The organism is Bradyrhizobium sp. ISRA436 (genome assembly GCF_029910015.1).
Taxonomy (GTDB): Bacteria; Pseudomonadota; Alphaproteobacteria; order Rhizobiales; family Xanthobacteraceae; genus Bradyrhizobium.
Map to the genome: position 1 here is coordinate 660,070 of NZ_CP094519.1, position 13,886 is coordinate 673,955.

Consider the following 13,886-nt stretch of genomic DNA (forward strand, 5'->3'; position numbering starts at 1 on the left):
CTCCCCGGAAAGGGGGAGGGCAATCGCATATGCCGGTTATGCTGCGCGTTCGATGCCTGTGGTTTAGTAGGTCTACCCACAAACTCGTCATGGCCGGGCTTGACCCACGGCTGTCCGGTTTAAATTTGGCCTAGGCTGAGGCTCATCTGGCGGTCGTCTTTGATGATCGGGGGCGGCGGATCGAGGAGACGATCAATCCGCCGCCGGTGCATGAGGTTCTGAGCCACCAGACGTGTGAAGGTCAGGAGATTCTCGACGCTGCTTTGGGCGGTATGGGCCATGCGCAAGAGCAAGAAGGCGATCAATGCGATGGCGATCTGAATGCGGACGGCATTCTCCGACGTGCCGAAGAAGTGCCGGATTTTGAGCGTGTGCTTGATCCAGCGGAAGAACAGCTCGATCTGCCAGCGGCGCTTGTAGAGTTCGGCGATCTCGTCGGCCGGGGCATCGAGGTCGTTGGTCACGATACGCAGGATCTTGCCTGTCTCGGTGCGGACCGTGATCTCGCGCACCGGATCCTTGAACGGGTTTTTGCGGGACTTTGCCTGCCTTGCGGGCAACAGACCGATGCGATCGGAGAGCACGCAGGAGCCTTCAGGCACCTTGTTCTCGGCCGTCACCACCAACGGTGTGTTGACCTTCAGCCGTGTGACCAAGCGGCATCCCGCGTTGTCGAGCTGGGCCCACCAGCCATAGTCATAGTAGCCGAGATCGAAGACATAGGTGGCCCCGGGGCGGATCGGCATGGCCTTGGCGACGGTGATGTCGTTGACGTTGGCGGGCGTCAGCTCGGCGAAACTCGGCCGCTCGCGGTCTGGATTATAGACGATATGCAGCTTGACCCCGTGCACACCGGAACAAAACCGCGCCCACTCGGCGCTCAGGGAGGTCAGCCGAAAGCCCGTGGAATCAACCAGATACACTGCGCCCGCCAGCTTGCCAGCGAGGTCACGCTCGCAGCGGCCCATCAGCTCTGACAACAGCGCGGTAAAGACCGCGCTGGAACGCTTGGCGTTGGCGTCAGCCAGGGTCGAGCGCGACAGCTCTCGCGCTCCGAGATGATAGAGCCGCGTGGCATGGCTCTCGAAAGATGCTTCGATCGCGCGCAAGCTCTGGGCATCAGACAGCTGCGCATACAGCATCGCGACGAACTGGTTCTGCGTGCTGAGACGGCGTACCCGCTTGTTGGCGCGATATCTGTCCACAAGCCGATCCAAAACACTCCACGGCACCAAGTTCAGAATGCCGTGAAATACTGTATTGTGGTGGCGCATGGCGGGGACCTTCCTGGCGTGTCTCGAACATTTGGCGATGCTCAAGACCGCAGAAGAATCCACGCCATGCGCCCTGTCCACCAAATTTAAACCGGACAGCCGTGGGCTTGTCCCGGGCATCCACGTCTTTGGTTTTCCACGTGAAGGAAGACGTGGATGGCCGGGACAAGCCCGGCCATGACGACGCGGAATCCGGGCTACGTCGCTACGCGATCAATTCAATCCCTGCGCGCCGCGCACGAGCTTGCCGGGGCGCGCGCCGGTGGCCTTGCCGTCGCGCCGCGTGACGACGCCCGAGACGATGGTGGCCTCGTAGCCGTCGACCTGCTGCATCAGGCGGCGGCCGCCGACCGGCAGGTCGTAATGCACCTTCGGCGGATGCAGATGCAGCCGGTCGTAGTCGATCACGTTGACGTCGGCCTTAAAGCCGGGCGCGATCACGCCGCGATCGTGGAGGCCGACCGACAGTGCGGTCTTGCGCGACTGCGCCGCGACCACGAACGGGATCGAGAGCTTCTCGCCGCGGCTGCGGTCTCTCGTCCAGTGCGTCAAGAGATAGGTCGGGAAGCTGGCGTCGCAGATGATGCCGCAATGCGCGCCGCCGTCACTCAATCCCGGCACGGCGCTGGGTTCGCGAAGCATCTCATGCACGGCATCGAGATTGCCGTCGGCATAATTCAGGAACGGCACATAGAGCATGCCGCGGCCCTCGTCCGTCAGCATCGCGTCATAGGCGAGTTCTTCCGGCTGCCGGGCCTGGCGGCGCGCCTGCGGGCCGAGCGCGTTCTCCGGCGGCTGCTCATAGTCCGGGGGATTACCCAGCAGATAGATCTTGTCGTAGTTCGGCCGGAAGAACAGCGGATCGTCGGTCGCCGTCGCCGTTTCGCTCAGGATGGCCGCGCGCACCTCAGGCCGGCGCAAATGCGCGAGCCGCTCGGCCGGCGGCAGCGTGGCGATCGCGCGGTAGCTTGGATGGGTCTGGAACGGGTTGCGCGACAATTCCAGCCCAAGCAGCAGCCCAACGGGCCGCGCGGCGATCTGGGTCGTGATCGACAGGCCGCGGGCGGCGGCTTCATTGATGGTGTCCATCGTCTGCCGCCAGCGCCGCGGCGCCTTGTCGGCCTGGGCTACGGAAAACGAGATCGGGCATCTGGTATTTTCAGCGACCCGCAGCATCATCGGCAGATCTTCGTGGACGGTGCTCTGGTCGAGTACGAATTGCAGCACGCTGCGGCCGACGCCGTGCATTGCGCCGGCGATCGCGGTCAATTCGTCTTCGCCCGCTTTCAGCGTCGGCGTGTAGTCGCCGGTCGAGGTGCGGTGGTTGAGCGTGCGCGAGGTCGAGAAACCCAGTGCGCCTGATCGCACCGCGTCGCCGGCGAGCGCCGCCATCGCCTTGTTGTCCTCAGGCGTTGCGGGATCACGGCGCGCGCCGCGCTCGCCCATCACGTACACGCGCAGCGCCGCATGCGGCAGTTGCGCGCCGATGTCCATGTCGAAATTGCGCTTCGACAACCAGTCCATGTAGTCGGGGAAGCTCTCCCACTCCCAGGGAATGCCGGCGCTCAGCACAGGCTCCGGGATGTCCTCGACGCCTTCCATCAACTGGATCAGCCGGGTGTGATCGCTCGGCCGGCACGGCGCGAAGCCGACGCCGCAATTGCCCATGATCGCGGTGGTGACGCCGTTCTGCGACGACGGCGTGATGTCCTGGCTCCAGGTCACCTGACCGTCGTAATGGGTGTGGACGTCGACGAAGCCGGGCGTTACGAGCTTGCCCTTGGCGTCGATCTCCTCCTTGCCCTTGGCCTGCACCTTACCGACTTCGGAGATGCGGCCGCCGGCGATGGCGACGTCCGCCTCATAGAGATCGCCGCCCTTGCCGTCGGCAATGGTCCCACCGCGGATCACGAGGTCAGGGGTCGAGGTCATGGCGTGTCATCCCGTTGGCTGTTCTTGGTTAGCCGGCATCATGGGAGAGCCCATGATGCTGTCAACCGCTGCCGATGAAGCTCTGGGATGCGTTGGCGGTGTTTTGCCAGCGAAGATCGCGCGACCGCCTGGAGGAAATTGGTTCCGCGGCGGAGCGGATGCCCCTCCGCCGCGGACGCCGGTGCAGACCTATCGCGCGCCGAAGAAGGACGTCTTCTGGGTCTCTTCGGCCTGCAGCCTGGCGCGCACCCGCATCAAATCCTTCCAGCCGATATAGCCGACAAGGCGCTGATCCTCGCGCGAGATCACCGGCAGGTGCGAGACGTTGACCTGCATCAAGCGGTCGGCGAGCCTATCAAGATATTCATCGGGATAGGCGACGGTGATCTTGCTTCCCGTCAACAGCTGGTTGAGCGTCGCGGTGCGATGCTTGCCGGCGCGACGCCAGCGCAGCACGGCCGGCGGATCGATGACCCCGAGCACGTGATGGTTGGCATCGACGACGGGAAAGCTGGGGTGCCCGGTCTTCGGATTGGTCAGGAAGGCGGCGGCGCCGTGCAGCGTCATGGTATCGGGGACCGTCTCGACCGCCTTGGTCATCACGTCGCGCACACGCGTCAACGCGAACGGATCGACGCGGTACTCGCGCACCAAATGATGGCCGCGTCGGGCGACCTTCTCGGTGAGGATCGACCGCCGCATCAGAAGCACCGTGACGCCATGGGCGGTGCCGCAGGCCGCGATCAGCGGCAGCAGCACGTGGGTGTTGCCGGTGAGCTCGACGGCGAAGAAGGTTGCGGTCAGCGGCGAGCGCATCGTGCCGCCCATCGTCGCCGCCATCGCCAGCAGCGCCCAGAAGCCGGGGCTCGCGGACGGCAGATAGCCGCTCAGCGCTGTCCCCATCGCGCCGCCCATGATCAGCAGCGGCGCCAGCACGCCGCCCGACGTACCCGAGCCGAGCGCGACCGACCAGATAATGGCCTTCACCACGAGCAGCAGCAACGCGGCCTTCAGCACCACGTCGCCGCGCAGCATCGCCGCAAGGTTGTCATAGCCCACGCCGAGCGCCTGCGGTTCGATCAGGCCGCCGAGGCCTACCACCAGGCCACCGATCATCGGCCACCACATCCAGTGGATCGGCAGCTTCAGGAAGATATCCTCGCAGCCATAGACGAGCTGGGTGAGCACGCCCGACAGCAGCCCGGAGAGAATTCCGATCAGCACCCAGGCGCCGAGCTGGATCACCGAGATGTCGACGCTGCCGGTGAACGGGAACAGCGGGGTGGGCATGTGAAGGAAGGTGCGCTCGACCGCCGCCACCACGGCCGCGACCGTGACGGGAATGAAGCTGCGCGGCGTCCATTCGAACAGCAGCAGCTCGACCGCGAGCATGATCGCGGCGATCGGCGTCCCGAACACGGTGGTCATGCCGGCGGCGGCGCCCGCCACCAGCAGGGTCTTGCGCTCGTTGTCGCTCACCGGAAGCATCTGCGCGATCAGCGAGCCGATCGCGCCGCCCGTCATGATGATCGGGCCCTCGGCGCCGAACGGGCCGCCGGTGCCGATCGCGACCGCCGATGAGAGCGGCTTAAGGACCGCGACCTTGGCGTCGAGCCGGGAACGGCCGAGCAGAATGGCCTCGATCGCTTCCGGAATGCCGTGTCCGCGGATCTTCTCGCTGCCGAAACGCGCCATCAGGCCGATGATGAACGCGCCTGCGACCGGCACCAGCACGGCCCAAAGGCCAAGCGGCGAGTCCTGCAGCTTGAGGTCGGCGAAGCTGAACTGGCCAAAATAGGCGATGTTGGTGGCAAGCCTGATCAGCTGCAGCAGCACGACGCCGGCGATCACGCCGGCGCTGGCAACAACGACGGCGATGGCCGAGATCACCACGACGCGCGGGTCGGTCGTGAAGTCACCGAGACGGTGAGTGGTCTTGGCGGGGAGATTCGATTTGGCGGAAAGGACGCTCATGGACGGCGGAAGGCCCGGATCAGGTTGACAATGGGCGGCCTCATATCGCATTGCGATATAATTACAAGCCGGAGATATGGAATGGCAGCGTCGAAAAATCCTCTGAAATCGACCGCCCGGGCCCGAAAGCGGGTTCCGAGCCAGGCCGATTACGAGGCGCTGTCGCAATTTCGCTACCTGATCCGGTGTTTTCTGGAGTTCAGCCAGGAGGCGGCGAAGGCCGAGGGCCTGACGCCGAGGCAGCATCAGGCATTGCTGGCGATCCGGGGCTATCCGGGCGGCGGACCGGTCGCGATCGGCGATCTGGCCGAACGGCTGCGGCTTCGTCACCACACCACGGTCGAGCTCGTCGACCGGCTCTCCGAGGCAGGGCTGGTCGAGCGCGTCCTCGATCCCTCCGACCAGCGGCGGGTGCTGTTGAAGCTGACCGGCCTCGCGGCGGATCATCTCGCCAAGCTTTCCGCGGCTCACCTGGATGAGCTGTCGCGGATCGAGCCGCTGCTGAAGCAGGTGCTGTCGCGACGATCGGAATGACGGCGCTTTGCGCGCGAGCTATCCGACGCGGCGCAATCATCACAGAGCGCCAGGGGCTTCCCGCGTCAGGCGCGCGGGCTCTTCGCCTCGCCGGGATATTCCGAGGTTTGCGGCTTGCGCTCGGTGAGCAGCGCCAGCAGCACCGTCAGCACCATGAACACCACGGAGGCGCCGAACACCCAGTGCGGCATGTGCTGGTCCATGATCCAGCCGAACAGCAGCGGGCTCACGATGCCGCCGAAGTTGAAGCCGGTGGAGACGATGCCGAAGGCGCGGCCTGCGGCGCCGGGCGGTGCGGCGTTGCGCACCATCATGTCGCGGGACGGCGCGATCACGCCGCCGAGGAATCCGGCAAGGCCCATCGCCAGCGTCAGCGCCGCCGACGGCAGATTGACCAGCGCGATGAGCAGCACCAGCGCGGCATTGACGGCGAAGCAGGCCGCCGCGACCTGGCTGTGGCGGTGAGTCCAGTCGGCGAGATAGCCGCCGGCGAGCACGCCCACGGCGCTGGCGCCGAGGAAGGCGGTCAGCGCGATGTTGGCGGTCGAGAACGATGCGCCATAGCCGCCCATCAGCGCGACCACGCCGAAATTGTTGATGCCCGATGTCGACAGGCTGAGCAGCGTGAAGAAGGCCGTGAGCACGATGAGCGCCGGCGTGATCACGCTGGCCTTCGGCGCGGTGGCGTCCTTGGCCTTGCTCCTGTTCGCGCCCGCATCGGGGATGCCGAGCACGATCAGAAACAGCGCCACCAGCGGGCCGACTGCGCCGGCCACGACCAGGGCGCCGAGCCCGCCGATCCACGCGACCAGCGCCGCGATGATCGCCGGCGCCACCGCGCCGCCGAGGAAGCCGGCGAAGGTATGGATCGAGAAGGCGCGGCCCATCCGCGCCGCGTCCATATGCGCCGAGAGGATGGCGTAGTCGGCCGGATGGTAGACGCTGTTGGCGAGCCCCAGCAGCACCGCGCAGACGATCAGCGAAGCATAGCTCAGGTGCAGGCCGAGCCCGATCAACGCACAGCCGCCGACGGTCAGCCCGATCAGCAGGATCCTGCGCGCCCCGATATGGTCGGCGAGGTAGCCGATCGGCGCCTGGGTGAGGCCAGAGACCACCGCGAACACCGTCAGCGCAAAACCGAGCTCCACATAGCCGACGCCGAGCTGCTGTTTCAGGAACGGGAACAGCATCGGCAGCACGAAGATATGGAAATGGCTGACCCAATGCGCGACGGAAATCCCCGTCAGCGTGCGGAGCGCGCTGTCGGCCTTCGCTTGTTGCTGTGCGGCCAGAATATCGACCATCTCGGAGAGAACCCCATGTCGTCACTGCCCGGCAGGGCGGAGTGAAAAATAGACATTGGCCGATAATTGTCCATGAACGCAGCTGCATGGCTGCCCCCGGGGTGGGTGCCGGATCGACACGTGCGGCATTAAAGGCGGCGACAAAGTGCGGCATTGCGGCGATGATCGGACATGATCGACGCCAAAAAGCCGCTCCGGGTGCTCGTGTCAGAGGGGTCCAGCACCTCTGGCCGCGAGGCGATCACGATCCTGGGTGCGGCCGGCCATCACGTCGAGGTCTGCGACCCCTCGCGCTGGTGCCTGGCGCGCTATTCGCGCTTTGTGCGCAAATTCCACCATTGTCCCGGCCTGCGCACCGATCCGGGCGGCTTCCTGCGCTTCGTCGAAAGTTTGTTGGCATCGCAACATTTCGACGTGCTGCTGCCGACCCACGAGCAGGGCTTCCTGTTCGCCCGGGGCGAGGCGCGGCTGAAGCCGCGCGTTGGGCTCGCGTTGCCGGATTTCGCCAGCTACCGCGGGGTGCACAGCAAGGCGGGCTTCAGCCGCCTGCTCGATCAACTCGGCCTGCCGCAGCCGCCGACGCGGATCGTCACCTCGCTCGACGAACTGCGCGGGGCGACCCGGTTTCCATCGGTGATCAAGACGTCGATCGGCACTGCAAGCCGCGGCGTGTGGATCGTGCGCGACGCAGGCGATCTCAATCTCGCGCTCTACGATCTCCAAACAAGCGGGGACATCGGTGGAGAACTATTGGTGCAGGACCTCGTCACCGGTACCACCGAGAAGGCGCAGTCGGTGTTTTGCCGCGGCGAGTTGCTCGGCTTCCATGCCTATCGGCAGGTTGCCGCCGGAGTCGGCGGCGGCGAGGCGATCAAGGAGAGCGTCAGCCGGCCGGCGATCCGCCGCTATCTCGAGACGATCGGCGCGCATCTCAATTGGCACGGGGCGCTCTCGGTCGACGTCATCATGCCGCTCGACAGCGCAACCCCGCTGCTGATCGACTGCAATCCGCGGCTGGTCGAGCCGATGAACGCGCACCGCGCAGGCACCGATCTCGTCGATCTGCTGCTGCGGGTCTCGCGCGGCGAGACGCCAGAGCCGCTTGCCGAGAGCCGCGCCGGCGTGCGGACGCATCTTGCGATGCTGGCGCTGCTCGGCAGCGCGTCACGCGACGGCACGCGGCGCGACATCATCGGGGAATGCGGCCGCATCGCCGCGGGCAAGGGTCCCTATCGGGGCAGCACCGAGGAACTGACGCCGGTGCGGCTCGATTGGCCCGGCGCCGTGCCGCTGGCGATCACCGCCGCGCTGCTGCTGGTCTCGCCGCAGCTCGCGTCGTCGCTATCGCGCGGCTTCGGCGCGCATCTGCTCGACGCCGCGAGCATCCGGATAATCGAGAGTGAGGGGTTCTTGCGCGATGCTTCAACGCGTCGTCCTGGCGAAGGTCAGGGCCCATAACCACCGCTGAAAGTTAGTTAGCAGGCTGGGGCCGTAGCTCGCCCTCCAACTCGCTTCAGTGGTAATGGTCCTGGCTTTCGCCAGGACGACGGCGTGGATAGGCATGCGCCTACAACGGCTCGTCGTCATTGCCGTAGCGATCGAGCTTCGGCGTGGCGATGTCGCCGTCCTCATAATATTCGTCGTCCTGCGGCGTTGGGGGCGGCGGAGGCTTTTTCGGCGGCTCGCTGGCCTTGCCGCGACCCTTGCTCTTCTTTCCGGCTTTGCCCATACATTTCCCCTGCGCAATCGATGGTGCCGGAAAATCTATCCCAGTTTGCAAGCGCTTGAAATGCGAGCAGACGGTGCGGCGGGATGCGTCCCGCCGCCCTGCAACGGCTCAGAACGTCGCGCCGGCCCGCACCATGTAGGTCCGGCCCGGCAGCGGATAGGCCGAGAAGCGGCCCGCGGTGAACGAGCTGGCGATGGCGTAGTCGTAGTAGAGCGCGTTGAACAGGTTGTTCACGCCGACCGACCAGAAGAAGCGGTCGTATTGCCCGCTGAGCTTGATGTCGGCCGTCGCGTTGCCGGGAATGCGGCTCTGAGTGTTGGCCTAGTCGTTGTCCATGGTGCGGGAGCTGCAGGCGCGTAACGAAGGATTCACCGCATACAGTTGCGGGGGCAGCCGCGGCCTTGGGGGAGTTTCCCGTACCGCATTCCCTTTTCATCTCATGAAAGAACCGTCATGGTCACTAGGGTTCGGCCGGAGACTAAAGTCAATGCCGGCGGGAGTGGGGCTGCGGCTGGACGGGCACGGTTTTCGCCGAGTGTCGCTTGTCTGCCACGGCGATCGCTGTAAGAGCATTGATCCGATGAGTGTGCAGGATTTTGCCATGGCGACCGAGGTCGCGGCGCGGCGCCGCTTGGCCGCGACCGTGGCGCTCGCTGCGCTCGTGGTGCTGCTCGTGCTGATCTCGCTCGGCATCGGGCCGGTACGGCTGTCGCCGCTCAAGGTGATCGAGGCGCTGTTCGGCGGCGGCAGCGACGTGGCGCAGGTGATCGTGCGCGAGATCCGTCTGCCGCGGACCATACTGGCGTTTGCGATCGGCGGCATTCTGGGATTGTCGGGTGCGGCGCTGCAGGGGCTGTTGCGCAATCCGCTGGCCTCGCCGTCGTTGTTCGGCGCGCCACAGGCGGCGGCGTTCGGGGCGGTGCTGGTGATCGCGCTGGGGCTGGCCGACGTGCGTTCCTACGCGCTGCCGGTCGCAGCGATCATCGCGGCGTTCGGCTCGGTGTTCGCCCTGCTTGCGATCGCGGGACGCAACGCCGGACTGTTGATCCTGATCCTCTCGGGTCTCGCGATCTCCAGCTTCGCAGGTGCCGCGACGGCGCTGGTGATGAATCTCTCGAGCAATCCGTTCGTGGCGCTGGAGATCGCGTTCTGGCTGCTCGGCTCGCTCGAGGACCGCAGTTTCCAGCATGTCGCGATTGCGCTGCCCTTCATCCTGGCCGGCGCGGCCGTCCTGCTCAGCCAGCGAAGCAGCTTCCGCACGCTGACGCTCGGCGAGGAGGCCGCGCAGAGCCTTGGTGTCGATGTCGGGCGGTTGCGGCTGTTCGTCATCTCGGGTGTCGCGCTCGGGGTCGGCGGTGCGGTCGCCGTGACAGGGACGATCGGTTTCATCGGCCTGGTCGCGCCGCATCTGATGCGGCCCGTGATCGGTCACGATCCGGCGCGGCTCCTGGTGCCGAGCGCGCTCACCGGCTCGGCGCTGCTGCTGGCGGCCGATATCGCGGTGCGCATCATCCCTTCGACCTCCGACATCAAGGTCGGCGTGCTGACCTCGATCATCGGCGTGCCGTTCTTCCTCTATCTGATCATGCGCGAACGCCGCGCGCTCGGCGGAGGCGTGGCGTGACGCTGCTGTCCGCAACCGATCTCAACGCCTCGCTCGGCCGCCGAAAAGTGCTGCACGACATCTCGCTATCGCTTGCATCGGGTCATCTGGTGGCTCTGGTTGGTCCGAACGGCGCGGGCAAGACCACGCTGCTTCGTGCGTTGGCCGGGTTGATCCCCTCCCGCGGCGACATCAGGATCGGTGGCGATGTGCTGTCGTCGCTGTCCTTGCGCGAGCGCGCCAAGCGCTTTGCCTATCTGCCGCAGGGGCACATGGTGCATTGGCCGCTGCCGGTGCGCGACATCGTCGCGCTCGGCCGCTATCCGCACGGCGCGACTGATCCCGCCCGGCTGTCGCCTGACGACATGGAGGCGGTGCTGCGGGCGATGCAGGCGGTCGACGTCACCGCGTTCAGCGACCGCCGCGTCACCGAACTCTCCGGTGGCGAGCGCAGCCGGGTCGCGCTGGCCCGCGTGCTTGCGGTGGAGGCGCCCGTGATTCTCGCCGACGAACCGACGGCGTCGCTCGATCCGCGCCATCAGGTCGACGTGATGCAGAGGCTGCGCAGCGTCGCCAAGACAGGCGTGCTCGTTGTCGTCGTAACCCACGATCTCGGCCTTGCCGCGCGCTTTGCGGATCACGTGCTGGTGCTGTCGGAGGGACGATTGGCATCGCAGGGCGCGCCGACCGAAGCGCTATCGGAAGCGGTGATGGCCGAAGTGTTTCGGATCAGCGCCTATCGCGCCGAGTATCAGCGCGAGGCGGTGATCGTGCCGTGGGCGGACGTGTGATGCCGCGACGGAGTTTCCGCGAGCTCGTTTCACCTCTCCCGCTTGCGGGGGAGGTCGCATCGTATCGTCAGATACGATGCGGGTGGGGGCTTTCTCCACAATACGATTCGCGGCGATACCCCCACCCCAGCCCTCTCCGCGCGAGCTTTGCTCGTCGCGCCCCGCAAGCGGGAGAGGGGGCGCAGCCCCGTCGTGGCCGCCAGCTTTGCTCATTCCTTTGTGCGCTGACGTTTGCCGCTCTGGCTTGGATGATGTCGGCCAGCACCTCGCTCGCCGCCGGACCGCGCATCGTCTCGATGAATGTCTGCAGCGACCAGCTCGTGCTGTCGCTGGCCGATCCGGATCAGATCCTCGGGCTCAGCCCGTTCGCTCGCGATGCCTGGCAATCCTGGGCGGCCGACGAGGCGCGGCGCTATCCTGTCCTGTCCGGCGGGGCCGAGGACGTGCTGGTGCTGAAGCCGGATGTTGTCGTCGTCAGCCAGTTCGACAAGCGCGAGACGCGCGACCTGCTGAAGGCCAATGGACTTCACCTTGTCGAATTCTCGGTGCCGCGCACGCTCGACGAGGTGAAAGCGCAGATCCGCCAGATGGGCGATGTCGTGCAGCATGCGGATCGCGCCAGCGCCGAGATCGCACGCCTCGATGCTGCAATCGCCCGCGCGCGGGGCGCGGTCACCGCTCATCATTATCGTGTGCTGCCGCTGGAGCGGCGTGGCTGGGTGTCCGGCAAGAACAGCCTGGTCAGCTCATTGTTGGCCGAAGTCGGCCTGGTCAATGCCGCCGGCGAGCTCGGCCTCGAGGCCGGCGGATTTGCCTCGCTGGAGGCGATCGTGAAGCTGCGGCCGGATTTCATTCTGGTGTCGGAAGCCGGCGATCGCGCCGAGGACGAGGGCCGCGCCTTCCTGCTGCATCCCGCGCTGGAACGCTTCTACCCCCCGAACAAGCGCATCGTGCTGCCCGAGCGGCTCACCGTGTGCGGCGGCGTGATGCTCGCCGACGCACTGGACCGGCTGACGGCGGAACTGAAGCGGGTGACGCGTTGACCCTGCATCCGGGCTACGAAATCACCCGGGCATTACCGGACCGCCGGCCTTCTTCCAGGCGTCGATGCCGCCTTCGATGTGGGCGGTGTTCGCTAATCCCGCTTTCTTTGCGGCGGCCACCGCCATCGCCGAGCGTTCGCCGAAGGCGCAGAAGAACACGACGCGGCGGCCGGTTGCGGCCGCGACCTCGCGCAGCATGCCGCCGGGCTGCAGGCTCTCGCAGATGCCGGGGTAGGGCGCGTGCATCGCGCCGGGGAGCGTGCCGTGCTTGGCTCGCTCGCCATTCTCGCGCAGATCGACCAGCAAGATATCGGGCCGGCCGAGGCTCGCGATGGCGTCGCGCGCGGTCAGTGCAAGCCCCTGCTTGGCGAGCTCGTCCTGGTGCAGGCCGACATGCATGTTGGCAGGCACCGCGACGTCCATCATCTTGGGATTCGGCAGATGGAGGTTGTTCATCAACTCGACATAGTCGTCGACCGACTTCACCTGCAGGCGGGGATTGTAGCGCTTCTCCTCGCCGATGGTGGAGACGGTGTCGCCCTTGTAGTCGTGGGCAGGGAACACCATCGTCTCGTCGGGCAGCTTCAACAGGCGGTTGAAGATCGAGTCGTATTGCTCCCGCGCGCTGCCGTTCTGGAAATCGGTGCGGCCGGTGCCGCGGATCAACAGCGTATCGCCGGTGAAGACGCGGTCGCCCATCAAATAGCTGTAGGAATCGTCGGTGTGGCCGGGCGTATACATCGCCTCGAGGCAAAGGCCCTCGATCGTTACCTTGTCGCCGTCGGAGACGCGCATCGACACCACGTCAGCCTTGCTCTGCTCGCCCATGATGGTGATGCACTGGGTACGGTCGCGCAGCTCGGCGAGACCGGTGACGTGGTCGGCGTGCAGGTGGGTATCGACGGCCTTGACCAGCCGCAGGTCGAGCTCCTGCAGCAGCTTGCAGTAACGGTCCGCTTTCTCCAGCACAGGATCGAGGATCAGCGCCTCGCCGCCGGCGCGGCTGGCGAGCAGATAGCTGTAGGTGCCGGACGCGCTGTCGAACAGCTGGCGAAAGATCATGGCGGCTGACCTATTCTTCGGACCGAGTCTTGGGGAGGATATTATTCCATAGACGTGGTCTGCTCAAAGCAAATCCATCCCCCTGGGATGGTCCATTGCCGTCATCCCCGCGCAACGGGCCGTGCGTCCTTCGAGACGCCGCTATGCGGCTCCTCAGGATAACGGGGCTTATGGAGGTTTTGAGGGGGCGTTAGGGCCTGACGTAGCTCCAGCCCTGCTCCTGCAATTCCATCAGATGGACCACGCCTGACGGTACGATGGTGGCGTCCGGGACCACCGAGATGGCGTGGCCCTCGGCCTTCTCCATCGCATGCTTGGTATTGTTGCACGCGGAGAACTGGATCTTGCCCGGAAACACCAGGTCCTTCAGCCGCTTGATGCGATCCTGCACCGGCGAAGTGTCGCTGCGCAGCATGTTGAGGCCGGGGCCGTAGGTGACGATGTCGACGTCCACGTCCTCGTTCTTGGCGCGGTAGTATTCGATGACATTCGTCGCGTTATTGAGCGCGAGATTCATCACCTGCGGGTCGTTCTGGTCGACCTGGATTGCGATGCGATGCGACTTGTCCGTGGCGAAGGCGGTTGCTGTGAGCGCGAGCGACACCGCACCAGCGGCGGCAAGGCGACGAAGCATGGCAAT

At 65.8% G+C, this 13,886-nt stretch carries 12 protein-coding genes, 1 pseudogene and 1 riboswitch; of the genes and pseudogenes, 5 read left to right on the forward strand and 8 right to left on the reverse strand.

Annotation, left to right across the window (positions count from 1 at the left end; translation table 11 throughout):
* Window positions 1-119: 119 nt before the first annotated feature.
* The 3 genes from MTX23_RS03035 to MTX23_RS03045 form a co-directional block, all read right to left on the reverse strand.
* Window positions 120-1,274: an IS4 family transposase gene (locus tag MTX23_RS03035; RefSeq protein WP_280972038.1), complete on the reverse strand. Its 1,155-nt coding sequence runs from the start codon at window positions 1,272-1,274 to the stop codon at window positions 120-122.
* 213 nt (window positions 1,275-1,487) lie between these two features.
* Entirely contained in the window at window positions 1,488-3,206 is a 1,719-nt protein-coding gene (locus MTX23_RS03040; protein ID WP_280975166.1) for an amidohydrolase family protein, read from the reverse strand.
* Between the two features lie 189 nt (window positions 3,207-3,395).
* The gene (locus MTX23_RS03045; protein WP_280975167.1) at window positions 3,396-5,180 is read right to left on the reverse strand and encodes a chloride channel protein; all 1,785 of its coding nucleotides are present in this window, start codon (window positions 5,178-5,180) and stop codon (window positions 3,396-3,398) included.
* Between the two features lie 81 nt (window positions 5,181-5,261).
* Between MTX23_RS03045 and MTX23_RS03050 the strand changes: the two genes are divergently transcribed.
* Entirely contained in the window at window positions 5,262-5,714 is a 453-nt protein-coding gene (locus tag MTX23_RS03050) for a MarR family transcriptional regulator (RefSeq protein ID WP_280975168.1), read from the forward strand.
* A gap of 65 nt (window positions 5,715-5,779) precedes the next feature.
* Here the strand turns inward: MTX23_RS03050 and MTX23_RS03055 are convergent, their stop codons facing one another.
* Entirely contained in the window at window positions 5,780-7,018 is a 1,239-nt protein-coding gene (locus tag MTX23_RS03055) for an MFS transporter (protein WP_280975169.1), read from the reverse strand.
* Between the two features lie 171 nt (window positions 7,019-7,189).
* Here MTX23_RS03055 and MTX23_RS03060 point away from each other — a divergent pair, with 171 nt between their 5' ends.
* On the forward strand, window positions 7,190-8,476 hold the full coding sequence (locus tag MTX23_RS03060) for a hypothetical protein (RefSeq protein ID WP_280975170.1): 1,287 nt from the start codon (window positions 7,190-7,192) through the stop codon (window positions 8,474-8,476).
* A 109-nt stretch (window positions 8,477-8,585) separates the two neighbouring features.
* Here the strand turns inward: MTX23_RS03060 and MTX23_RS03065 are convergent, their stop codons facing one another.
* Window positions 8,586-8,747, reverse strand: a complete 162-nt coding sequence (locus MTX23_RS03065) for a hypothetical protein (protein ID WP_280975171.1) — start codon at window positions 8,745-8,747, stop codon at window positions 8,586-8,588.
* Between the two features lie 108 nt (window positions 8,748-8,855).
* A pseudogene (locus MTX23_RS03070) lies at window positions 8,856-9,095 on the reverse strand (TonB-dependent receptor); the annotation flags it as partial.
* Window positions 9,090-9,216: riboswitch (cobalamin riboswitch) on the reverse strand. (Overlaps the previous pseudogene by 6 nt.)
* 132 nt (window positions 9,217-9,348) lie before the next feature.
* Between MTX23_RS03070 and MTX23_RS03075 the strand changes: the two are divergent.
* The 3 genes from MTX23_RS03075 to MTX23_RS03085 all read left to right on the forward strand — a co-directional run bounded on the left by MTX23_RS03075 (window position 9,349) and on the right by MTX23_RS03085 (window position 12,184).
* Complete coding sequence (locus MTX23_RS03075) at window positions 9,349-10,371, forward strand: iron ABC transporter permease (protein WP_280975172.1); 1,023 nt, start codon at window positions 9,349-9,351, stop codon at window positions 10,369-10,371.
* The gene (locus MTX23_RS03080; protein WP_280975173.1) at window positions 10,368-11,141 is read left to right on the forward strand and encodes an ABC transporter ATP-binding protein; all 774 of its coding nucleotides are present in this window, start codon (window positions 10,368-10,370) and stop codon (window positions 11,139-11,141) included. Before MTX23_RS03075 ends, MTX23_RS03080 begins: the two co-directional genes overlap by 4 nt.
* Window positions 11,142-11,392: 251 nt before the next feature.
* Entirely contained in the window at window positions 11,393-12,184 is a 792-nt protein-coding gene (locus tag MTX23_RS03085) for an ABC transporter substrate-binding protein (protein WP_280975174.1), read from the forward strand.
* Window positions 12,185-12,205: 21 nt separating this feature from the next.
* Here MTX23_RS03085 and MTX23_RS03090 read toward each other — a convergent pair whose 3' ends face one another.
* Together MTX23_RS03090 and MTX23_RS03095 are read right to left on the reverse strand one after the other, a co-directional pair.
* Window positions 12,206-13,246 (reverse strand): MBL fold metallo-hydrolase, encoded by a 1,041-nt coding sequence (locus MTX23_RS03090; RefSeq protein WP_280975175.1) that lies wholly within the window; start codon window positions 13,244-13,246, stop codon window positions 12,206-12,208.
* 190 nt (window positions 13,247-13,436) lie between these two features.
* Window positions 13,437-13,880 carry a DsrE family protein gene (locus MTX23_RS03095; RefSeq protein WP_280975176.1) on the reverse strand — a complete coding sequence of 148 codons (444 nt, stop codon included), beginning with the start codon at window positions 13,878-13,880 and terminating at the stop codon, window positions 13,437-13,439.
* Window positions 13,881-13,886 lie beyond the last annotated feature (6 nt).

What these genes read in the sequence shown, in the direction of transcription:
- MTX23_RS03035 (WP_280972038.1), bottom strand. Translation starts at nt 1,274, where the DNA reads ATGCGCCACCACAATACAGTATTTCACGGCATTCTGAACTTGGTGCCG.
- MTX23_RS03040 (WP_280975166.1), bottom strand. Translation starts at nt 3,206, where the DNA reads ATGACCTCGACCCCTGACCTCGTGATCCGCGGTGGGACCATTGCCGAC.
- MTX23_RS03045 (WP_280975167.1), bottom strand. Translation starts at nt 5,180, where the DNA reads ATGAGCGTCCTTTCCGCCAAATCGAATCTCCCCGCCAAGACCACTCAC.
- MTX23_RS03050 (WP_280975168.1), top strand. Translation starts at nt 5,262, where the DNA reads ATGGCAGCGTCGAAAAATCCTCTGAAATCGACCGCCCGGGCCCGAAAG.
- MTX23_RS03055 (WP_280975169.1), bottom strand. Translation starts at nt 7,018, where the DNA reads ATGGTCGATATTCTGGCCGCACAGCAACAAGCGAAGGCCGACAGCGCG.
- MTX23_RS03060 (WP_280975170.1), top strand. Translation starts at nt 7,190, where the DNA reads ATGATCGACGCCAAAAAGCCGCTCCGGGTGCTCGTGTCAGAGGGGTCC.
- MTX23_RS03065 (WP_280975171.1), bottom strand. Translation starts at nt 8,747, where the DNA reads ATGGGCAAAGCCGGAAAGAAGAGCAAGGGTCGCGGCAAGGCCAGCGAG.
- MTX23_RS03075 (WP_280975172.1), top strand. Translation starts at nt 9,349, where the DNA reads ATGGCGACCGAGGTCGCGGCGCGGCGCCGCTTGGCCGCGACCGTGGCG.
- MTX23_RS03085 (WP_280975174.1), top strand. Translation starts at nt 11,393, where the DNA reads ATGTCGGCCAGCACCTCGCTCGCCGCCGGACCGCGCATCGTCTCGATG.
- MTX23_RS03090 (WP_280975175.1), bottom strand. Translation starts at nt 13,246, where the DNA reads ATGATCTTTCGCCAGCTGTTCGACAGCGCGTCCGGCACCTACAGCTAT.
- MTX23_RS03095 (WP_280975176.1), bottom strand. Translation starts at nt 13,880, where the DNA reads ATGCTTCGTCGCCTTGCCGCCGCTGGTGCGGTGTCGCTCGCGCTCACA.